This window comes from Halorientalis sp., from assembly GCF_028275115.1.
Classification (GTDB): domain Archaea; phylum Halobacteriota; class Halobacteria; order Halobacteriales; family Haloarculaceae; genus Halorientalis.
In genome coordinates this window covers 12,080-31,722 of the sequence record NZ_JAQCNH010000055.1, presented here as the reverse complement: position 1 = coordinate 31,722, position 19,643 = coordinate 12,080, and the positions used below count along the sequence as shown (strand labels likewise).

Below are 19,643 nucleotides of genomic sequence, written 5' to 3'. Positions count from 1 at the left end.
AGGGAGCTTCGCTCCCGCTCCGTTTATGACGAGGAGGAGGCCACGTCGAGTTTCTCACCGGTGTCGTCCCCGCGCCGGTCACGCGGACTCCGGGCTTCGGGTTCAATTACGTCACCGGGGTCTCGATCTGGTCGCGGCGGGACAGGTCCACATCGACGTGGTCGGCGACGTGTCGGACGTGGAGGGACTCGCCGCTGTCCGACGAGTTCAGAGCCGAGATTCGCGGGACGTCGTCCACAGTCCTGGTAGCCCTGTGCGCCTCGGAACTCGAAGCGTGCGTCGCCGAACGAGCGAACGGTGACCGTCGGGACCCGTGAGCCGCGTGACTCGTCCGTCGAAAGGCCCGTCGAACGTGGGCTGGGTAGGACGCGCCCGCGAACGGCGTGGGCGACGAGCGAAGCAGAACCGCTTTTATCGCCGCGGCCGCTCCTGCCGGTATGGAGTGGAAGCTGTTCGCCAACCTCAAGGAAGTCGTCGGCCAGTCGGACGTCGCGGTCGACGTCCAGCCGGGGGCGACCTTCGGCGACGCGCTCGACGCACTGCTCGACGCCCACCCCGAACTCGCCGCGGAGGTTCTGGACGACGACGGCGAGTTGCGCGACCACATCCGCGTCCTCCACAACGGGGACAACCCGTTTGTCTCCGCCGAGGGCCGGGACACCGAACTGGAGGCAGGCGACGAACTCGCGTTGTTCCCACCGGTCAGCGGCGGGTAAACTCGAAATCGGTCACGCGGCTCATGACCCTCGGCCAGCACGGCCCGGGCATGGCTGACACCGGTCACACAGACGACGTCCTCGGACGCGACGAACGACCCGAGACCGACGGACCCGTTCGTGAGAGGGGTCTCCAGAGGCGTCCCGGCAAGCCACGAGTCACCCGAAGCACCCGTCAGTGCCTCAGTGAGGGCGGACAGCACCGGCGAACTGCACAACACGACACCGCACGAGGCCCTAATCGTCGGGTCGCACAGCGTGTCGGCCAGGCGAACAGCTCTGCCAGCGCCCTCGAACAGTTTCCACAGTTGAGACAGTCACGCGCCGCGACCGGTCAGATCGGCCTCCAGCACGAAGTCGGGTTCCGCCCCGAGTTCGACGCCCGTGTAGGCCGCGTCGCTGACCGCTCGTGGCGTTTCGGGTATCAACACGCGGGTCCGATCCGCATCGACCGCGGCCGCGTCCCGCGATATCGCGGCGAACAGCGCACGGGCAGCCGGCACGTTCGCCCACGCGGCGACGCCGTACTCCGCGACCCGCTCGTCGCCCTCGCCAGGTTCGTAGTCGCGGGCACGGTAGGCCATCCCTCGCGTCCCGCCGCGTTCTGCGTGCACTGTGAACACTCTCTTTTCGTCGGCGAGTCGCCGAAGCCTCTCACGAGTCAACTCCCGGACGGCCCAGGATTCGTCGGACGCGAGCGTCAGCCCCCGGAGCGCTCGACTGGCGTCGCTGCGCTGCCAGTAGCCCCAAGCCGCGCTCGCGCGGTCGGTGACGGTGTGGTTCGTGTCACTCACAGCCCGGGCATCGGGTTCGGGATGCACCCACCGGAACTCGGTGGCGGGCTCGAACCCGACGCCTCTGGAAGTGGCTAACCCGTCCACGTTCCAGGAGAAGACGAGGGTACGACAGACGGTCGCGCCCCGCCCGACCGCCCAATCGAAGACGGCTCCGGTGAGGCGGTGTGCCAGTCCCAGTCCGCGGGCGTCGGGGGCGACACGCATCCCCTGTGCCCAGGCCTCGTGGCCGGAGAGGAGTACCGCCTGTAGGACACCTGCAGGGCTGCCGTCGACCGTCGCCACGAACGTCCGCTGGTCGGGACCGTCGGTGGCGACCCACTCGGGGAACACACGTGGGAGGTAGTCACTGACGTCGCGGTCCGGCCAGGTGTCGTCGGTGAAGCCGACGACCCCGTCGTGGTCGTCGGCGCGGGCCTGCCGGACGCCGACGGCTGGAGCGTCCGTTTTCTCGTCGCCGCCCCCTGAGTCGCTCATCTTAGGTCCATGGCCGTGACTGGGTCTGTATCTCGCCGGCCAGCGGGTCGCGCATGGCTCCGGCGGGGTCGTCGGCATTCCCGAGCGCCCACATCAATTTCACCTTCGCGGTCCCCGGGAGCATGTCTTCGCCTTCGATGACGCCGGCGTCGAGCAGGTCGCGACCGGTGTCGTACACCCGGTCACAGACCCGGCCCTCCAGACACTGGCTGGTCATCACGACCGTCGTCCCGGCGTCGACCACGTCTGTGACGGTGTCGATCCAGTCGGTGTTGACGTGGCCCAGTCCAGTGCCCTCGATGACGACACCGGGTGCGCTCTCGGCTGCGGCTTCGAGCATCTCGGGGTCGGTTCCGGGCGTGAACTTCACGAGACTCACGTCGGTTTCCAGCGCATCGTGCAGTGCGAGGTCTGTCTCGCCGCGCTCGGCGTACTCCCGGCGGAGGGTGACTGCTTCGGTCTCGTGGCTCTCACAGTTCTCGTAGTCGACTTCGCCCAGCGGCTCCGAGCCGACGGTCTCGAACGCGTCCCGGCGAGACGTGTGGTTCTTGCGGACGCGGGTCCCGCGATGGAGCGCGCAGCACTCGTCGGCCTCGTCGGCGTGCATACAGACCGTGACCTCGGCGCAGTCGGACTTGGCCGCCTCGACCGCACAGACGGCGTTCATCACGTTGTCCGAGGAGGGTCGATCCGCGGAGCGTTGACTGCCGGTAAAGACGACGGGGACGGGGGTGTCGAGTATGAATGCGAGGGCGGCGGCGGTGAACTGCATCGTGTCGGTGCCATGCATGACGACGACGCCGTCCGCGCCCGCTTCGATCTCCTCGTGCACGGCGCGTGCGAGGTCCTGCCACACGTCGGGGGTCATATTCTCCGAGAGGATGTTCGCGACGACCCGTCCCCGGTAGTTCGCGCGGCCGGCCAGGTCCGGAACCGCCCGTAGCACGTCCTCGGCGTCGAACTGTGCGGTCACCGCGCCCGTCCGATAGTCGACCGTCGAGGCAATAGTGCCGCCGGTCGAAATCAGCGAAATCGTCGGCAGGTCGTCGTCGAACTCGATAGCCGACTCGCCCTCGGCGTCCTGTGCGCTTTCCACGTCGTAGGTGTCGGCTTCGAGCACGTCGACCGTCGCTTCCTCTCGGGTGACGCCGACGTTGTACCCGCTCTCCAACTTGACGACGAGGTTCTCGTCCGTTGTCGATGGCAACAGCACGCCCTCGTACGTCCGGTTCGCGCGCTCGACGCGAATCCGGTCCCCTGGGTTCATACTTCCGTCTACCGCGCCGCCGGACTTGAAACCATCCTTCCGGCCGTCTGGCCCCCGACTCTGCCACCGCGGGAAAAGACTCACATCGCCGGGCGAACAATAACAGGTATGGCCGAACGTTCCGACCAACGGACCCGGCCGGCCGACGACGCCATCGAGGACCCGCTTGACGACGCGACGCTGGGACTCGACGACGAACCGGCGACCGGGACCGAGCCCTCGCCACCACCCTCCAGCGACACCGGCGACTCGGGAATCACCGGCCGACTCCGCACTGCCGTTCGCGCGCCGTTCAGCGCGCTCTCGTCGCGCCTGACCGCCCCCGTCGAGGGACTGTTCTCGCTCCGGGCGTTCCTGCTCCTGTCGGTCGCCAGCGTCGCCGGCATGCTGCTGGCGGGGATGGCCCTCCCTTTCGGCTCCATCGGCGGGCTCCTCGGAGTCGCTTCGGTGGCGTTCGGGACCGGTCTGATGAGCGGGCGTCGCCGCTACGTCGAGGTGTCGGCCAGCGGCGCGCTCGCGTCGGGGATTAGCTGGCTGTTCGGGAACCTGGTTCTGACGGCGGTCGGGCCGGGCGTGCCGCTCGTCGCCGTCGGCGTCGGGTTCGGCGCACTCGCAGCACTCCTCGGTCACTACTTCGGGCGGGACCTGCGGGCCGGGCTGACCGGGGATGTTTAGTTCACTCGACGAGCTGCCACCGGCCGCCCTTCCGGGCGAGAATCCCGTTCTCTTCGAGTTCGGTCAACGCCTCGTGGACGACCGGCGGTGGTGCCTCGACGGCTTCGACGACTGCTTCGGTCGTCTCCGGCCCGTCGACCAGTGCGCTCAAGACGTCGGCGTACAGACGTGTGTCGTCCACGTCCAGCCGCTCGCCGAGTTGTTCCATGACGGCCGCGAGTCGGCCCTGAACCCACCGCTGGGCCATCGATAGTTCGTTTTCCAGTTGCTCGAGTCGCGCGAGTTCAGTCGCTACGTCGGTCAGGTCCGCGGGATCACGTGTATTCAGGTCGATTTTTAGGTGGCGACAGCTGGCGGTCACGTCGAGGCTCTGACTCGCCGGATAGGCGCTTTTCGCGCCGAATCCGTACGGTGAGACGCTGACCTCAAGCCGGAGATTCTGCGAGATGAAGTAGTATTTCCGGCGCTGGTCGTCGGTTCGACTCTCGATGAGACCGGCCGCTTCTAGTTTTCGGAGGTGGTCGATGACTGCCTTTGGACTCACACCGAGATACTCGCTGATCTCGGTCACGTAACAGGGCTTCCGGGCGAGCAGCCGCAGGATACGTCTACGGTTTTCGTTTCCCAGGAGATTGAGCAGCTCGGCCGAATCCATTTACCTGACGTAAGCGATGATCGAATAAAAGGCTAACTGGCCGCAGTCAGCTCCGACCAGGCGGGCCGCCACCGTTTCCGCCGCCGAAACGGCCGTTCTGGCCGCCGTCCGATTCGTCGTTCTCGGAACTGCCCCTGCCTGGAGTGTCGTCAGCGTCGTCTTCCGTCCCTCCACCATCGTCGGCCGCGCGCTCAGCGGTATCGCCCGCTCCGTCGGTGCCGACACCGCCCTCGCTGCCATCCGCACCGGACCCGTCGCGCTCGCTGTTGTTCGGGTCCCTGTTGCCCGTCGAGTCACCGACCGCCGAGGAGTCGTCCGCATCGGTGGCCGGTCGGTCGCTGCTCCGTCCCCGGTCGTCCGGCGGCCCCGGTTGGTCGTCGCCCGTCGTGTTTCTCGACGAACTCACGTCGTCGGGCGGGCCGGCGTGGTCTGGCCGGCCGACGCCGAGGTCCTGCGCGACGGCCGCGACTTCCTGCCCGCTCAGGTTCCGTACCTCTGTCTTGAGCCGGTCGAGTTGGGACGTGTTCACGCCGACACTCTGTGCCTTGTCACTCGTCTCGTTGATTGATTCGTCGAGCGCGCCCAGCTCTGCGGTGAGTCTGCTCGCCTGTGCCCTGTAGGCGACCCGCGGGACTGTGCCGTTCTCGTGTCTCGACTGGAGTCGCGACATCCGGTCGCGTAACCGCTCACTCCGGCGCTCCAGCCGATCGATTCGGGACTCGACGACGGCCGGCCGCTCGCTGCTGTCCGTCCGGTTGTACTCTGCGGCCCACATGCCCGCCTCGACGGAGCTGTCGGCCTCCACAGTGCTCGCCTGCATGAACGACGAGATCCGGGTCCCGAGACTCGCGGTATCGGCCGTCGCATTGTCGGTCCCGTTCGCCTGGACGGCTCCCGCTCCGTCACTCGCCGGCGCGATGCTACCGACGGCACCGATTACCGGAACGGCGACGAGCGCGATGCCAACCACGGCGGCGATTGCGACCAGCGGCGTCCCATGCGCACTCATACTGAACGTCTCTACTCCCGTAACGCAGAAAAAAGCGGACACCCGTCCTCACTGTTCACTCGCCTCTCTCACGACTCCAGACCGTCCAATAGCGTTTACACGGCCTGCTCTGCTGCCGAGCCTGGATGGAACTCCGAGCGGCTCCGTCGTAACCGGCGGCGCCACCGGCCGTCCGTCCCGATATCAGCACCGGAACCCGTCTGTCAGGCTCGAAGGCCGCCGAAAACGCGACGATATAAGCGCTCTGGCCAAGACTTTTTTACGCTGATGTGGTACCTGTCATCATATAGCATGTTCGAGCGGTTCTCGAGCGGGTACTACCTCGGTCGGTTGTACGTGACGCCGGGCGAGAGTGAGACCGCAGCTATCAGTCGTGTACAACACGAGTGGGTCACGGAGGAACTCTATGCCGACGGCGACGGCGAGGGTGCGGAGCGACTCGACCGGCCGCTGGTGATGAAAGTCGACGAGCGACACTTTCCGGTCATCGGCGCGGCGGACATCCCGCAGGACACACTTGCCGTGCCACCGTCGGTGCTCGAAGACACGCGGGTCGAGAATCCGCCGACGCTGACGGAAGTCCTGTTGGCGAAGGCCGACCGCGCCCAACAGTTGCTGGCGATGACCGACGGATGCGTTGCAGTCGACGACCTCGACGACGGCTCGGGCGGCCCCGCAATTTAAGCCCTCTCCCCACCGTCCTTTCCGGTGATGCTCGACGAGTTGCTGGGGCGTGCCGAACTCAAAGACCGAATCGAGGAACTCGAAGAGGAGAAGCGTCACCTTGAGCGACAACTCGAGGCCGAGCAGGAGCGGCGCGCCGACGCCGCCAGCGCCCGCCAGGACGCCCAGGAGCGGGCCAACCGCCTCGAAGACCGCATCGCCGATCTGGAAGGCACCGTCGAGCGCCTCGACAGCGCGGAGGCATCACTCGACTACCGCCGACGCGAACGGCTCCAGGACGACCGGCTGACTGCGGTGCTGGACCGTCTCGATTCCGTCGAGACCGACCCGGAGGGTGCGCTGACGGCTTACGTTGCCGACGACCCGCCCGACGCGGTGCGGGACGCTTTCGCTGGACGTGCGACGCTGGTCGCCGAGGCCGCGCCCTGCCTCGCAGTGACCGACGACGCCGGCCTCGTGAGCGCGACGCTCTCCACGCCGGCCCCGCCCGACCCGTTCGTCGAGTGGGACGACGGGTTCCAACTGGCCCGGTCGTGGTTCACACCCCGCGAGTCGTTCACCCTCGCGCTGGTCCGGTCGGACCTGTTCGCCATGGGCGAGTACGCCGGACGCGAGCGAACCGCATTCCACGGGTTTGACTCGGCCCTCACGAGCCAGCACTCCAAAGGCGGATTCTCGCAGGCCCGGTTCGAGCGACTCCGCGACGAACAGATCGACTCACACCTCGACCGCTGTCTGGAGGCCCTGGAGGAGCGGACGACCGACCCGTTGTACGTCGTCGGCGAGCGCACGGTCCTCCCGGAGTTCTCGACGGTCGCGGACGTGACAGCCACAGTCGACGCAACCGGGGACCCGGAACCCGCGTTGAGGGACGCGTTCCGGGACTTCTGGACCGTGCAGTTACGCACTATCTGAGCCGCGCGGCGAGCAACGACACGACCGCGAGAGTCAGCGCGACCAGTGCCGTCGCCGTGGAAAAGCCGGGTCCGCTCGCGTCGGTGACGGTCACCGTTCCGGTCGAGCCGTCGGTCGACTCGTCGGCTCCGGCCGTGTCAGCCGTGGTCACGTCGGCCGGGTCTTCGCTCACGGAAGCGTCGGTCGCGGGTGTACCGGGCGTCTCGACGCTCGCGGGTGTACTGGGCGTCTCGACGCTCACAGGCGTCTCGGGCGTCCGAATATTGATAGGCGTGTCGGTCGGCTCGCCGACCGTCCCGATGTCGACCGACTCGCTCCCGGTCTCCAGTGCGGCGTCTCTGACCGACTCGGAGAGCGGCGTGACCGACAGCGGGACCGGGAACGTACCACTCCGGAGCGTCGCGGACAGCTGTCTGGCCTCGTCTATCGACTCGGCGATGAGAAAGACCGAGGGGTCCTCCTCGTACTCCTGGAAGTTGATCGCCCAGGCTAGACCCCCGCCCAGCGACCTCGCGGAGACGACCTCGCCGTTGAACACGGTGAACAGACAGTACCCCTCTGCCTCGCCGGGGTTTTCGGCGGCGTCGTCCGGGCATCCCGTGACGCCGTCGTCGGTGAAGCCGGCACGCTGTAGCGTCTCGGCGGCCGCACGCGCCGATTCGACGTCGAGGAACACCTCGACGGTCGGCCGGTTGGTGAAGGGGCGACTCGCCGCCGCCGGCCCGACGCGGACGAAGTCCTCGTTGGAGAGGATGTTCCGCTCACGGTAGACGGTCCGGTCGTCTTCCGTGACCGGGTAGCGTGCGAGGACCTCGACCCGCCCCTGGTTCTGGAGAATCGCACCCACCGCGGTCCGGTTCGTGCCCGTGACGACGACGTGTGGAATCCCGTCGACGGTGACCGTCCTTGCGGTGGCGTTGATTCCACTCGTTTCGAGTCTGGCCTGTAGGATGCCGACGACGGTCGCCCGCGTGCGGTCGGTGGCCCCTCGACGCACCGCGTTCGGCGAGAAACCGGTCGCGGCGAACCCGTCTGCGATAGTAGCCGTCGTCAGGTTGGCACCGAACACCTCGGCCGTACCGTTCGCCGGCTGCAACAGGACGTTGTCGGCCGGGATACTGAGGTTGGTGGCCACATTTTGACGGGTCTGCTCCGTTGTATTCCCGTCGATGGTGATACCCGTGACGGCCCAGGTATCGACTTCGACGCCGACGACCGTCTCGTTCCTGTCGGCCGCGGACTGTGCGCCCGCCGCCGGCGTGGCGACGAGTGTGAGTACCAGCACGCCCCCCACCAGGAGCGCTGTCGTCAGACGGCGCATACCCGGAGTGATGTAATATTGATACAAAAATCCCCAGGTGTCAGCGTTTATTGCCCGGCCGACCGAGCATCTCCGCATGAACGTCGCCGTTCTCGCACACGAGCGGTTCCCCGACCGCGCGAAGACTGCCGTCGGCGTCCTCCGATACGCCGAGTACGATGTGACTGCCGTCCTCGACCGCGACTGCGCCGGCGAGCGCGTCAGCGACCACCTCTCGGACGGACAGGACGCCCCCATCGTTGCGGGTATCGACGACGTGCCCCACCCGGTGGACGCACTGGTGGTCGGTGTCGCCCCGGTCGGCGGCGATTTCGACGAGTCCTGGCGGCCCGACGTGCGTAGGGCCATCAAACGCGGCTGTGACGTTCTCTCGGGGCTGCACTACTTCTTCGGCGACGACGAGGAGTTCACCACACTCGCCGACGAACACGGCGCGGAACTCCGGGACCTGCGCCGGCCACTCGAGGACTGCACCGTCAGCGAGGGCCGCGCCCACGAGGTCGACGCCGAGGTGGTGTTGACCGTCGGCACCGACTGTTCGACCGGGAAGATGACCACGAGCGCCGAACTCGTCGCGGCCGCCCGCGAGCGCGGACTCGACGCCGCCCTGGTCCCGACGGGCCAGACCGGTGTCCTGTTAGCGAACTGGGGGGTCGTCGTCGACCGCGTTCCGAGCGACTTCGTCGCGGGCGCGGTCGAGCGGATGGTCCGCGAGCGCGGCGACGACCACGACCTGCTGGTCGTCGAGGGACAGGGGTCGGTCGTCCACCCCGCCTACTCGGCGGTGACGTGTGGTATCCTCCACGGGGCGATGCCGGACGCGCTGGTCTGCTGTCACGAAGCCGGCCGCGAGGCGATTCACGGCTACGAGTCCGTCGAGATCCCACCGCTTTCCGAGGTCGCTGCACTGTACGAAGACCTGGCAGCCCCCGTCGCGGATACGACCGTCGCCGCCGGTTCGCTGGACACGAGTGGGCTGGACGACGCCGACGCAAATCGGGCGGTGATAGAGTACGCGACGGCCATCGACGCGCCGGCGACCGACCCCGTCCGCTTCGGCGCTGGCGAACTACTGGACGCGCTGGACTGACCTGTCATACCCCTGACCACCGACTTCGAGTGGTACGCTCTCGAACCGCACGAACCGTTCGACAGCGCGACGACCGGTTGCATGACCGAAACCAACGCGTCCACCGCGACGGCGGCTCAGTTCACACCGCTTTCGGACTACGCCGACCTGGACGGGTCGCTGTTGCTCGCGAACGATTCCTTCGAGGGTATCGATATGCCGGGTGGCGAGGGCAACCTGTCGAACGCGGGCCGGGCAGGGACGGGTGCGCGGGAGACGTGAGGGGCCCGGCGCTCACAGCCAGTCTGCGAACGTGTCGTGGTCCCGGGACAACCGGGCGTATTCGGACTGGACCGTCGCGAGCGCGTCTTCGAGACTCGCGCCGGCGTCAAGTTCCGCGCGGGCGCGGTCGATTTTCCACTGACTCGGGGTCGTCCGGGCCTCCCAGCGGGCTTCCAGCGGGTCGAGGTAGCGGCTGGCGGTGGCGTCGTCGATACCCTGTTGTTCGAGGCCCCGACGGGCGTACTCGAAGACTTCGGCGAAGACGGTCTCGCTGTCGCTCGTGGGTTCGCCGTCCGCGGTGATCCAGGCCAGTTCGCCGTCCAGTCCGTTCTCGACGGCCTCGTAGAAACTCCGTTCGGCGGCGTCGTGGTCCAGATCACCGAGGGGGTGATCGGCGGCGACCAGGCCCCGGAGGAGGCCGCCGACGAGCGCCTGGAAGCCCACGGTGTCGCGGATCGACGGCTGGGTCGGGAGCGGGCGGTACTCGATGCGGATCGAGCGGCGGCCGCCAATGCCGTCGACGTGTTCGCCGCCGATGACACCCCGAAGCCAGCGCCAGAAGGTCCCGCGCTTGTGGTCGAACTCCCAGATATCGCCGGTGAACCCTTTTTTGGCCCCCTCGACCCACTCCGCGAGGAAGGGTGCGAGCAGCGGGTCCGCGACGACGTGGTCCACGGCGTCTCTCGGACTGTGCAGGTCCTCAGGGACCCGAACTTTCGGCGGATCGGTGTGGTTGACCGACTGCTCGAAAGCCGCGATGCGTAGCTCGTGGTGGGTCTCGGCCAGCAACTGCTCGGGGTCGGCGCCCTCGTCGTACATATCGCCCGGGAGAAACGGAGAGTTGGTTCCGAGCGCCAACACCGGGCCGAGCGTCCGGATCCCGAGGTTGTGGTACCGCGGGAACTGCGCCGCGTCGGGAATCTGGACGTGCGGTTGAATCGAGGTGGCCAGTGACTCGAAGAGGATCGTCGGGAACTCGACCGACGTGCCGGGCACGTCGAACGGGACAGCCCCACCGGCCAGTTCTACGCAGTGGCGGTCGATGGCCCAGTAGCGAGGGACCGACCGCATGTTCGTCGGGAGGTCGGTCCCGTCGTGGTCGGCAGTGTCGCCGAGGTACGCCACGCTGCCCTCGGCCGGCGGCGTCGTCCACATCGCGTCGAGCACGAGGTCACAGCCGTGGTCACTGGCTGCCGTCTGCGCCAGGTCCCACTGCTCTTCGAGTGCCTGTGCCTGCGCGTCGAGCCCATCGGCGGTAAACGGGTCCGGGTCCGTGTTCAACTCGGCGTTGTGGCGCCCGAGTTCCTTGTTACACTGCTCGAATACGCCCTCGGGAATCGGCGTGAGTCTGCCGTCGTCGTCGACGGCGTACACCTCCAGTTCAAGCCCGATGGCGAACCCCTCGGTGTCGAGGTCACCCCGCTCCAGCGCGGCCTGGAGAAACGCTGCTTGGTCGTCGACGCGGTCCTCGAAGGTTTCCCGCGTCGCCGGGGAGAGCGACTGCCCCACCAGCTCGACTGAATCGGTCATTGACAAACTGTCCCGCGAGCGACGGATTCAGTGTTGCGGATTCCCCGCGCCCGCCGAACCGGCAACTCCAATCGGGTATCGACAGCGTTCATCCTCATAACATTTAAACTACCCTTCTTTACTCACCGTATCTATTTGAGTTATCGGACGGTATTGTCGATAACACATGGCTGGGGACGTGTACACGGTTGCGGGCGGCAAAGGTGGAGTGGGCAAGACGACGACGGTGGTAAACACGGCGATCGCACTGCAGGACGCGGGCAGACGGACTGTCGTCGTGGACGCGGATCTGGGGATGACGAACCTGAGCGAACTGCTCGGCATCGACCACGAACCGCGACTCCACGACGTACTGGCCGGCGAGGCCGAGTTGGCCGACGCCATCGCCGAGGGCCCGAAAGACGTGTCTGTACTGGCGGGCCGGGGCACGCTGGAGGCGTTCGCCGAGGCCGATCCCTCGAACCTCCAACCGGTTTTGCGCGCCTTACGACGCTCCTACGAGACGGTCATCGTCGACACCGGTGCGGGGCTCTCCCACGAGACGCTGGTACCAGCAGGAATGTCGGACGGTATCGTCCTCGTGACGACGCCCGACGAGGTGTCACTGACCGACGTCAAGAAGGTCGGGGAGCTGGCCGAACGCGTCGACGGTCGAGTCGTCGGCGCCGTCCTGACGAAAGTGCGCGACGACATCGACGTGTCCGCGGTGGGCGACGAGCTCGGACAGGAGATTCTGGGCGTAGTGCCACAGGACGACGTGGCGACCGAGAACGAGCCACTCGTGGTCACCTCGCCGGACAGCTACGCCGCACAGGCCTACCGCCGCCTCGGGGCGAAACTCGCTGGCGGGAGCGACGAACCGGCGGCGGAACGCCCAGTCGAGTCCCGATAGAGACGGCCACCGCCGGAGCGACCGGCCTATCGCCGCCGTCGACCCAGTGTTTACCGCCGGGCTCTCAATACACTTATCCCGTGGTGTCGACTTGCCACGGGTATGAGCGAGGTCACGGTCACGCTCCCCGACGGGTCGACCCTCGAGATGGAGCAGGGGTCGACGGTCGAGGACGTTGCGTTCGAAATCGGACCGGGATTGGGTCGGGACACCGTCGCCGGGGTCGTCGACGGCGAACTCGTCGACAAGCACGCCCCCATCGACGACGACGTGGCACTCGAGATCGTCACAGAGAGTGCCGACGAGTACCTCGACGTGCTCCGCCACTCCGCGGCTCACGTGTTCGCACAGGCCCTGGAACGGCTCTACCCCGAGGCGAAACTCACGATCGGCCCCTGGACCGACGACGGCTTCTACTACGACATCGCCGGCGTCGATATCGACGAGGACGACCTCGAGGAAGTCGAGACCGAAGCCCAGGCGATTATCGAGGCGGACCTGGACATCGAGCGAGACATGGTGTCCCGCGAGGGAGCCTTCGAGCGCTACGAGGACAACCGATTCAAACGGGAGATTCTGGACGACGAAGCCGCCGGCGACGACCCCGTGCAGTTCTATCAGCAGGGCGAGTTCTACGACCTCTGTCAGGGGCCCCACGTCGAGTCGACCGGCGAGATTGGCGGGTTCTCGCTGCTGGAGATGTCCGCAGCCTACTGGCGCGGCGAGGAGGACAACGAGATGCTCACCCGCGTCTACGGCACCGCCTTCCCCTCCGAAGACGACCTCGAGGAGTACCTCGAACAGCGCCGGAAGGCCCAGGAGCGGGACCACCGCAGGATCGGCCAGGAGATGGACCTCTTTTCGATCGACGAGACCACCGGACCAGGCCTGCCCCTCTACCATCCGAACGGAAAAACAATCCTGAACGAGTTGTCCGACTACGTGGCCGGCCTCAACAGGCAAAACGACTACCGCGAGGTCGAGACGCCCCACGTCTTCCGCACTGAACTCTGGAAGAAGTCGGGCCACTACGAGAACTACGTCGACGACATGTTCCTGCTCGACGTCAACGACGAGGAGTACGGACTGAAGCCGATGAACTGCCCCGGTCACGCGACCATCTTCGACCAGGGGCAGTGGTCCTACCGTGACCTTCCCGTCCGGTACTTCGAGGACGGGAAGGTCTACCGCAAGGAACAGCGAGGCGAACTCTCCGGCCTCTCGCGGGTCTGGTCGTTCACCATCGACGACGGCCACCTGTTCGTCCGTCCGGACCAGATCGAGGCGGAAGTCGAGGCGATCATGGACATCATCCTCGACATTCTCGATACGTTCGATCTCGACTACACCGTACAGTTCGCCACCCGCCCCGAGAAGTCCGTCGGCAGCGACGAGATCTGGGGACGTGCGGAGTCCCAGCTCGAGTCGGTCCTCGACAGCGCGGACATGGAGTACGTCGTCGAGGACGGCGACGGGGCCTTCTACGGCCCGAAGATCGATTTCGCCTTCGAGGACGCACTCGGACGGGACTGGGACGGGCCGACAGTACAACTGGACTTCAATATGCCGGAGCGGTTCGACCTGACCTACGTCGGCGAGGACAATCAAGAACACCGACCGGTGATGATCCACCGCGCACTCTACGGCAGTTACGAACGGTTCTTCATGGTCCTCACCGAACACTACAACGGGAAGTTCCCGACCTGGCTCGCGCCCGAACAGATCCGAATCCTCCCGATCAGCGACGACCACATCCCGTACGCCGAGGAGATCAAACGCGACCTCGGCGACTTCCGGGTGACCATCGAGGAACGGTCCTGGACGGTCAAAAAGAAGATTCGCCAGGCACACGAAGACCTGGTCCCGTACATGCTCATCCTCGGTGACGACGAGGAGAGCGAGGGGACGATCTCCGTGCGTGACCGGAAAGAGCGCGAGCGAAACGACGTGGACCCGACGCTCTTCCGCGACCACCTCGACGACGAGGTGGGAAAACAGCGGACGGAACCGGACTTCCTGGACTAATCCTCGCCCCGCAGGACGAAGGGCCCAATCGCCAGCGTCCGTTTGGCGACGGTCACGATACGGAGGATGTACGCGACCAGAACGACGAACGGCACCAGCGCGACGGTCGTCGCGGCGCTCGTGACCCACACCGGTCCGCCAACCCCGAGCGCCGACCACGAGGCCACTCCGTCGTCAAAGTAGACGATCATCGACACCGCGACCACGAGCGCCGGCAGTGCCGTGTACAGCAGGATCCGCGAGAGGTCGATCAGTTCCCACTGGAAGTACAGCGTCTTGATGTGTTCTCTGGCCGGTCCGAACAGTTCGAGGACGTCGAGCAGGTCCTGGAATGCGTCGTCCGCCTCCGGCGGGAGGTCGTCGGCGTGGGCTGCGCGCAACCGTCGAGCCTCGTAGATTTTCTCGGAGTAGCCGAAGTCCAGCGCCGCCGAGACCACCCCGAACGTACCGAACTGGGCGTCCGCGAGCCGGTCGCCGACGAACGCCGCGTTGTCGGCGACGTCCCCGGTGAACGACTCGACCCGGTCGCGAACGTCCGGGTCGGCCGCCTCGACGCCCGCGAGTCTCGCGCTCCGCTCCCCGACGGACTCGACGAGTGCCTGCAGGAAGGCACTCGGGTCGGCCGGAGCCACGTCGACTTCGAGTTCGGACTCGATCTCCCGCCGGGTGTCGAGGGCCCCAGTCATGCGTTCGCGCTGGTCACCCAGTGGCCCGAGTTCCTGTGCGAGAACGAGTTGGTTGATAGCGACGACCAGCGTGACACCGGTAATAATCGCAGTGACGAGGGCCTGGAACAACGTCTCGATCGGGTCGGAGCTCTCGATAACCAAGCCGAGCGGAGTCGGATCGACGGCCCCGACGACCACCAGACCGGAGAATATCAGCCCCAGAATGACCACGCTGACCTGCCACCGTTTCGCTTCGAGCAGTATCCACAGCCGTAGCCGGCCTCCCGGAACCCGGCGCCGCATCGTCTCGGGGTCGCCCCGGGAGCCCGTGTCGCGGTCTCCGTTCATACCCCCGCGTCTCCCTGGACTCAAAAATCACTGTGGGTGACGCAAAGACCGCCGAGGGTGACCGTCGTCGCGAGCGCGCCTGTCTCGCGGTTGGCGGTGGCGGGTCAGTTTTTCTCCTCTTCTTTTAGCTCTTCGAGTTCGGTGTCGAGTTCCGCTTCGTTGACCGCCGCCCCCTCGGCGTCGGGGGCCTCGATGTCCGCGGCGTCCGTATCAGCCTCGGTGCCCACGTCGGTTTCGGCGTCCACGTCGGCCTCGGATTCGCTCGTCGTGGCGCCCTCGTCCGTCCCGACCTCGGACTTGAGCGTGTCGAGTTCGGCGTCGACCTCGCCCGTGGTACGAATTTCCTCGAGCTCCCGGTCCAACTGGTCTTTGTCGCTCAGGGCGTCCTCGAAGGCCCCACTCTCCTGCAGTTCGTCCATCGCGGCCGAGCGCGCCTCCATCTCCTCGGTCCGTTCCTCGGCCCGCTGGATGGCCCGACCGACGTCCGCCATCTCGTCGCCGGCGCCCGTCACCGCCTCGGAGACGCTTTTGGAGGCCTCGGCGGCCTTGTATCGGGCCTTCATCGTCTCCTTTTTGGTGCGGAACTGCTCGATCCGGTTCTGGAGGTCGTCTTTCTGGTCGATCAACTCGTCCTGCTGGCGCTGGAGTTGCTGGATCTGACTCTCGAGGTCCTCGATCTGGTTCATCTTCTGTTTTTTTTTCTCCAGCGCCCGGCGTGCGAGGTCCTCGCGGTCCTGTCGAACGGCCTCGCGGGCCTGGTCGTTGTGTTTCTCGACGTTCTCTTCGAGACGGCGCTGCTGGATCTCCAGCCGCTTTTTCTGGGTCGTCAGGTCGGCGATACCCTGCTTGACGTTCTGGAGTTCGTCGCGCATCTGTTCGTAGGAGTAATCGAGGGTCTCGGAGGGGTCTTCGGTCCTGTCGAGGAGCCCGCTGACCTTCGAGCGGATGACGTAGGAGGCGCGCGAGAGGATTCCCATATGGACTACTTGGGTACCGCTGCCCTTAAATCTCTCACACCTGATTCTCCTACGACATGAGCGAACAGCGCCGTCTCGCCGGCGACCGCGAGTTACGGGTTACCGTCGACACGCCCGGGGCAGACCGGGCCGTCGTCGCCTGTCCGCCCCACCCCCGAATGGGCGGGACGCGGTCGGACCCGCGACTCCGTGCCGTGGGGGAGGCGCTCTCCGACCGGAGCGTTGCGTGCCTGCGGTTCGACTACGGTCCCTGGGACGAAGGCGAGGGCGAACGCCGGGACGCCCTGACCGTCGTCGCGTCCGCCAGCGACGACTACGACGCTGTCGCGCTTTTTGGCTACAGTTTCGGGGCCGGCGTCGCGTTGCTCGCGGCGGCCGAGTCGGAGCCGAGTGCCGTCTCCGTTCTCGCGCCACCTGCGTCCCTCGGCGGTGCGGACACGGTGGCGGCCCTCGACGCGCTCTCCTGTCCCGTCCAGGTCGCGGTCGGCGAGCGTGACTCGACCGTGGACTGGGAACCGGTGGCTGAGCGCGCCCGCGAGCACGAGGCGACGGTCGAGTCGGTCCCGGGCGATCACTTCTTCGCAGGGCAGAACGACCGGATCGGCGAGTCCGTGGCCGGGTTCCTCTCCGGTGAGTGAACGGCCGGTCGCCCGAGCGGAAAGTGTGCATTCGTTGCACACTCGGGGCTTCCCGTAACCGTTTTGACCGCGCCGCGCGCACCGTCGGTATGCCGACCGAATCAGAGACGAACTACGACCCGGAACTGGGTCGGAAGTTCATCTTCGTCACCGGCGGCGTGATGTCCGGACTGGGGAAAGGCATCACTGCCGCGAGTACGGGACGCCTGCTGGCAAACGCCGGCTTCGACGTAACGGCGGTCAAGATCGACCCCTATCTCAACGTCGACGCTGGAACGATGAACCCGTATCAGCACGGCGAAGTGTACGTGCTGAAAGACGGTGGGGAGGTCGACCTGGACCTGGGGAACTACGAGCGGTTCCTCGACATCGACATGACTTTCGACCACAACGTCACCACGGGAAAAGTCTACCAGCACGTCATCGAGAAAGAACGGGCCGGCGACTACCTCGGCAAGACCGTCCAGATCATCCCGCACGTTACGGACGACATCAAGCGGCGCATCCGCGAGGCCGCTGCGGGCCACGACGTCTGTATCGTCGAGGTGGGCGGCACGGTGGGGGACATCGAGGGGATGCCGTATCTGGAAGCCCTCCGCCAGTTCGCACACGAGGAAGACGACGACGATATTCTCTTCACCCACGTCACCCTCGTGCCCTACTCGAAAAACGGCGAACAGAAGACCAAGCCGACACAGCACTCCGTCAAGGAACTCCGCTCCATTGGGCTCCAACCGGACGTGCTCGTCGGGCGATGTGCGGACAAACTACACACCGACGTGAAAGAGAAGATCGCGCTGTTCTGCGACGTGCCGACGGACGCCGTCTTCTCCAATCCGGACGTAGAAGACATCTACCACGTCCCGCTGGTGATCGAGGCGGAAGGGCTCGACGAGTACGTGATGGACCGGCTCAACCTACAGTCCGAGGCGCCGCCCGAGACGGAACGGGACAACCACTGGCGGGAACTCGTCACCCGCGACACGACCGGCGAGGTCGAGGTCGCACTGGTCGGGAAGTACGGGCTGGAAGACGCCTACATCTCGATTCACGAGTCGCTGAAACACGCCGGACTGGAAGCCGGTGTCGACGTGGAGACGACGTGGGTCCACAGCGAGGACCTGGCTGACGGGTGTGACGACGAACTCGACGACGTGGACGGCGTCGTCGTCCCCGGTGGCTTCGGTTCCCGTGGCATCCAGGGGAAAGTCGAAGCCTGCCGGTACGCCCGCGAGAACGACCTGCCGTGGCTGGGGCTCTGTCTGGGCTTCCAGATGGCCGTCGTCGAGTACGCACGGAACGTCCTCGACCTCGAAGACGCTCACTCCGCGGAGATCGAGGAGAACACGCCACACCCGGTAATCGACCTGCTGCCCAAGCAGTACGACCTGGAAGACATGGGCGGGACGATGCGACTCGGTGCCCACGAGACGGATATCGACTCTGGGACGCTGGCCCACGACGTCTACGGCGATACCTCCTGCACCGAGCGCCACCGCCACCGCTACGAGGTCAACCCCGAGTACATCGACGACCTCGAAGACGCCGGCCTCGTTTTCTCGGGCCACACAAACAACCGCATGGAGATTCTTGAGCTCTCGGATCACCCCTACTATCTCGGGACGCAGTTCCACCCCGAGTTCCGCTCGCGACCCGGCCGTGCCAGCCCACCCTTCGTCGGCCTGCTGGAAGCGGTACTGGACGAAGCCGACCTCGCGGTCCAGGAGGTCGAGGCCTGATGGTCGACGTGGACTCCTTCGTCGAGGAGAAAGTCGACGAAATCGCGACCGAGGTGGGCGACGCGAACGCTGTCATCGCCCTCTCGGGTGGCGTGGACTCCTCGACGGCCGCCGCCCTGGCCTACGAGGCCATCGGCGATCAGCTCACTCCCGTCTACGTCGACACCGGGTTGATGCGGAAAGGCGAGACCGAGCAGCTCCGCGAGACGTTCGACTACATGGACTCGCTGCGGATAGTGCAGGCGAAAGACCGCTTCCTCGATGCGCTCGAGGGAATCACCGACCCCGAGGAGAAGCGCCACGCCATCGGCGAGCAGTTCATCCGGGAGTTCGAGACGGTCGCCCGAGAGGTCGACGCCGACTATCTGGTCCAGGGAACGATCTACCCCGACCGTATCGAGAGCGAGGGGACGATCAAGTCCCACCACAACGTCGGGGGTCTGCCCGACGTGGTCGACTTCGAGGGCATCGTCGAGCCGATGCGGGACCTCTACAAGGACGAAGTGCGGGAGGTTGCGCGCGATCTCGACCTCGAGGCGATCATCGCCGAGCGGATGCCGTTCCCCGGCCCCGGCCTCGCCGTGCGGATCATCGGCGAGGTGACCGAGGAGAAACTCGCAGTCGCACGCGAAGCCAACCACGTGGTTGAGGTGGAACTGGAGGACCACGACCCGTGGCAGGCGCTGGCGGCCGTTCTCGGAAAAGCCACGGGCGTCAAGGGTGATAACCGCGTTCACGGCTGGGTCGTCGCCGTCCGTTCGGTCGAGAGCCGCGACGGGATGACCGCCCGCGCACAGAACGTCGACTGGGAGACCCTCCAGCGCATCCAGAGCCGCATCACCGGCGAAAATGAGAACGTCGCACGCGTTCTCTACGACGTGACCCACAAGCCGCCGGCGACCATCGAATACGAGTGACCGGCCGTGGCGTGACGGTGTAACCCAACCCCCACCGCTTTTTTC

At 66.3% G+C, this 19,643-nt stretch carries 18 protein-coding genes and 1 pseudogene; 11 read left to right on the top strand and 8 right to left on the bottom strand.

The features are described from left to right. The first annotated feature begins 437 nt into the window (after positions 1-437). Positions 438-716, top strand: a complete 279-nt coding sequence (locus Q0964_RS08260) for a ubiquitin-like small modifier protein 1 (protein WP_299265840.1) — start codon at positions 438-440, stop codon at positions 714-716. A gap of 317 nt (positions 717-1,033) precedes the next feature. On the opposite strand, the gene Q0964_RS08255 is transcribed toward Q0964_RS08260, so the two are convergent. Together Q0964_RS08255 and gatD are read right to left on the bottom strand one after the other, a co-directional pair. After that, positions 1,034-1,987 carry a GNAT family N-acetyltransferase gene (locus Q0964_RS08255; protein ID WP_299265837.1) on the bottom strand — a complete coding sequence of 318 codons (954 nt, stop codon included), beginning with the start codon at positions 1,985-1,987 and terminating at the stop codon, positions 1,034-1,036. 1 nt (position 1,988) lies between these two features. Next, positions 1,989-3,254, bottom strand: a complete 1,266-nt coding sequence (gene gatD / locus Q0964_RS08250) for a Glu-tRNA(Gln) amidotransferase subunit GatD (protein ID WP_299265834.1) — start codon at positions 3,252-3,254, stop codon at positions 1,989-1,991. Between the two features lie 108 nt (positions 3,255-3,362). Between gatD and Q0964_RS08245 the strand changes: the two genes are divergently transcribed. Next, the gene (locus tag Q0964_RS08245) at positions 3,363-3,929 is read left to right on the top strand and encodes a hypothetical protein (protein ID WP_299265831.1); all 567 of its coding nucleotides are present in this window, start codon (positions 3,363-3,365) and stop codon (positions 3,927-3,929) included. Between the two features lies 1 nt (position 3,930). Here Q0964_RS08245 and Q0964_RS08240 read toward each other — a convergent pair whose 3' ends face one another. Both Q0964_RS08240 and Q0964_RS08235 read right to left on the bottom strand, forming a co-directional pair. Continuing rightward, a complete protein-coding gene (locus Q0964_RS08240) occupies positions 3,931-4,584 on the bottom strand; it encodes an ArsR/SmtB family transcription factor (protein ID WP_299265829.1) in 654 nt (217 codons plus the stop codon). A 46-nt stretch (positions 4,585-4,630) separates the two neighbouring features. Then, positions 4,631-5,593: a hypothetical protein gene (locus tag Q0964_RS08235; RefSeq protein WP_299265826.1), complete on the bottom strand. Its 963-nt coding sequence runs from the start codon at positions 5,591-5,593 to the stop codon at positions 4,631-4,633. Between the two features lie 291 nt (positions 5,594-5,884). On the opposite strand from Q0964_RS08235, the gene Q0964_RS08230 reads away from it, so the two are divergent. Both Q0964_RS08230 and Q0964_RS08225 read left to right on the top strand, forming a co-directional pair. Next, positions 5,885-6,277, top strand: coding sequence for a DUF5802 family protein (locus tag Q0964_RS08230; RefSeq protein WP_299265823.1), 393 nt, complete (start codon positions 5,885-5,887; stop codon positions 6,275-6,277). A 27-nt stretch (positions 6,278-6,304) separates the two neighbouring features. Continuing rightward, positions 6,305-7,192, top strand: a complete 888-nt coding sequence (locus Q0964_RS08225; protein WP_299265821.1) for a Vms1/Ankzf1 family peptidyl-tRNA hydrolase — start codon at positions 6,305-6,307, stop codon at positions 7,190-7,192. Here Q0964_RS08225 and Q0964_RS08220 read toward each other — a convergent pair. Then, on the bottom strand, positions 7,185-8,513 hold the full coding sequence (locus Q0964_RS08220; protein WP_299265819.1) for a hypothetical protein: 1,329 nt from the start codon (positions 8,511-8,513) through the stop codon (positions 7,185-7,187). The two genes, Q0964_RS08225 and Q0964_RS08220, sit on opposite strands and share 8 nt — an antisense overlap. A 76-nt stretch (positions 8,514-8,589) precedes the next feature. On the opposite strand from Q0964_RS08220, the gene Q0964_RS08215 reads away from it, so the two are divergent. Both Q0964_RS08215 and Q0964_RS08210 read left to right on the top strand, forming a co-directional pair. Beyond that, positions 8,590-9,603: an N-acetyltransferase DgcN family protein gene (locus Q0964_RS08215; RefSeq protein ID WP_299265816.1), complete on the top strand. Its 1,014-nt coding sequence runs from the start codon at positions 8,590-8,592 to the stop codon at positions 9,601-9,603. Positions 9,604-9,678: 75 nt separating this feature from the next. Further along, positions 9,679-9,864 (top strand): annotated as a pseudogene (locus tag Q0964_RS08210) (dipeptide epimerase); the annotation flags it as partial. A 12-nt stretch (positions 9,865-9,876) separates the two neighbouring features. Here Q0964_RS08210 and Q0964_RS08205 read toward each other — a convergent pair. After that, positions 9,877-11,394: a glutamate-cysteine ligase family protein gene (locus Q0964_RS08205; protein WP_299265811.1), complete on the bottom strand. Its 1,518-nt coding sequence runs from the start codon at positions 11,392-11,394 to the stop codon at positions 9,877-9,879. Between the two features lie 166 nt (positions 11,395-11,560). On the opposite strand from Q0964_RS08205, the gene Q0964_RS08200 reads away from it, so the two are divergent. Both Q0964_RS08200 and thrS read left to right on the top strand, forming a co-directional pair. Next, positions 11,561-12,286 (top strand): MinD/ParA family ATP-binding protein, encoded by a 726-nt coding sequence (locus tag Q0964_RS08200; protein ID WP_299265809.1) that lies wholly within the window; start codon positions 11,561-11,563, stop codon positions 12,284-12,286. Positions 12,287-12,388: 102 nt separating this feature from the next. Then, complete coding sequence (gene thrS / locus Q0964_RS08195; protein WP_299265806.1) at positions 12,389-14,311, top strand: threonine--tRNA ligase; 1,923 nt, start codon at positions 12,389-12,391, stop codon at positions 14,309-14,311. On the opposite strand, the gene Q0964_RS08190 is transcribed toward thrS, so the two are convergent. After that, on the bottom strand, positions 14,308-15,327 hold the full coding sequence (locus tag Q0964_RS08190; protein ID WP_299265804.1) for a DUF7972 family membrane protein: 1,020 nt from the start codon (positions 15,325-15,327) through the stop codon (positions 14,308-14,310). The two genes, thrS and Q0964_RS08190, sit on opposite strands and share 4 nt — an antisense overlap. Positions 15,328-15,431: 104 nt before the next feature. After that, complete coding sequence (locus Q0964_RS08185; protein WP_299265802.1) at positions 15,432-16,304, bottom strand: PspA/IM30 family protein; 873 nt, start codon at positions 16,302-16,304, stop codon at positions 15,432-15,434. A gap of 56 nt (positions 16,305-16,360) precedes the next feature. Between Q0964_RS08185 and Q0964_RS08180 the strand changes: the two genes are divergently transcribed. The 3 genes from Q0964_RS08180 to guaA all read left to right on the top strand — a co-directional run bounded on the left by Q0964_RS08180 (position 16,361) and on the right by guaA (position 19,598). After that, positions 16,361-16,942 carry an alpha/beta family hydrolase gene (locus Q0964_RS08180; protein WP_299265799.1) on the top strand — a complete coding sequence of 194 codons (582 nt, stop codon included), beginning with the start codon at positions 16,361-16,363 and terminating at the stop codon, positions 16,940-16,942. An 89-nt stretch (positions 16,943-17,031) separates the two neighbouring features. Continuing rightward, on the top strand, positions 17,032-18,681 hold the full coding sequence (pyrG, locus tag Q0964_RS08175; protein ID WP_299265797.1) for a glutamine hydrolyzing CTP synthase: 1,650 nt from the start codon (positions 17,032-17,034) through the stop codon (positions 18,679-18,681). Continuing rightward, on the top strand, positions 18,681-19,598 hold the full coding sequence (guaA, locus tag Q0964_RS08170) for a glutamine-hydrolyzing GMP synthase (protein ID WP_299265794.1): 918 nt from the start codon (positions 18,681-18,683) through the stop codon (positions 19,596-19,598). The genes pyrG and guaA overlap by 1 nt, the downstream gene beginning before the upstream one ends. Positions 19,599-19,643 lie beyond the last annotated feature (45 nt).

What these genes read in the sequence shown, in the direction of transcription:
- Q0964_RS08260 (WP_299265840.1), top strand. Translation starts at nt 438, where the DNA reads ATGGAGTGGAAGCTGTTCGCCAACCTCAAGGAAGTCGTCGGCCAGTCG.
- Q0964_RS08255 (WP_299265837.1), bottom strand. Translation starts at nt 1,987, where the DNA reads ATGAGCGACTCAGGGGGCGGCGACGAGAAAACGGACGCTCCAGCCGTC.
- gatD (WP_299265834.1), bottom strand. Translation starts at nt 3,254, where the DNA reads ATGAACCCAGGGGACCGGATTCGCGTCGAGCGCGCGAACCGGACGTAC.
- Q0964_RS08245 (WP_299265831.1), top strand. Translation starts at nt 3,363, where the DNA reads ATGGCCGAACGTTCCGACCAACGGACCCGGCCGGCCGACGACGCCATC.
- Q0964_RS08240 (WP_299265829.1), bottom strand. Translation starts at nt 4,584, where the DNA reads ATGGATTCGGCCGAGCTGCTCAATCTCCTGGGAAACGAAAACCGTAGA.
- Q0964_RS08235 (WP_299265826.1), bottom strand. Translation starts at nt 5,593, where the DNA reads ATGAGTGCGCATGGGACGCCGCTGGTCGCAATCGCCGCCGTGGTTGGC.
- Q0964_RS08230 (WP_299265823.1), top strand. Translation starts at nt 5,885, where the DNA reads ATGTTCGAGCGGTTCTCGAGCGGGTACTACCTCGGTCGGTTGTACGTG.
- Q0964_RS08225 (WP_299265821.1), top strand. Translation starts at nt 6,305, where the DNA reads ATGCTCGACGAGTTGCTGGGGCGTGCCGAACTCAAAGACCGAATCGAG.
- Q0964_RS08220 (WP_299265819.1), bottom strand. Translation starts at nt 8,513, where the DNA reads ATGCGCCGTCTGACGACAGCGCTCCTGGTGGGGGGCGTGCTGGTACTC.
- Q0964_RS08215 (WP_299265816.1), top strand. Translation starts at nt 8,590, where the DNA reads ATGAACGTCGCCGTTCTCGCACACGAGCGGTTCCCCGACCGCGCGAAG.
- Q0964_RS08205 (WP_299265811.1), bottom strand. Translation starts at nt 11,394, where the DNA reads ATGACCGATTCAGTCGAGCTGGTGGGGCAGTCGCTCTCCCCGGCGACG.
- Q0964_RS08200 (WP_299265809.1), top strand. Translation starts at nt 11,561, where the DNA reads ATGGCTGGGGACGTGTACACGGTTGCGGGCGGCAAAGGTGGAGTGGGC.
- thrS (WP_299265806.1), top strand. Translation starts at nt 12,389, where the DNA reads ATGAGCGAGGTCACGGTCACGCTCCCCGACGGGTCGACCCTCGAGATG.
- Q0964_RS08190 (WP_299265804.1), bottom strand. Translation starts at nt 15,327, where the DNA reads ATGAACGGAGACCGCGACACGGGCTCCCGGGGCGACCCCGAGACGATG.
- Q0964_RS08185 (WP_299265802.1), bottom strand. Translation starts at nt 16,304, where the DNA reads ATGGGAATCCTCTCGCGCGCCTCCTACGTCATCCGCTCGAAGGTCAGC.
- Q0964_RS08180 (WP_299265799.1), top strand. Translation starts at nt 16,361, where the DNA reads ATGAGCGAACAGCGCCGTCTCGCCGGCGACCGCGAGTTACGGGTTACC.
- pyrG (WP_299265797.1), top strand. Translation starts at nt 17,032, where the DNA reads ATGCCGACCGAATCAGAGACGAACTACGACCCGGAACTGGGTCGGAAG.
- guaA (WP_299265794.1), top strand. Translation starts at nt 18,681, where the DNA reads ATGGTCGACGTGGACTCCTTCGTCGAGGAGAAAGTCGACGAAATCGCG.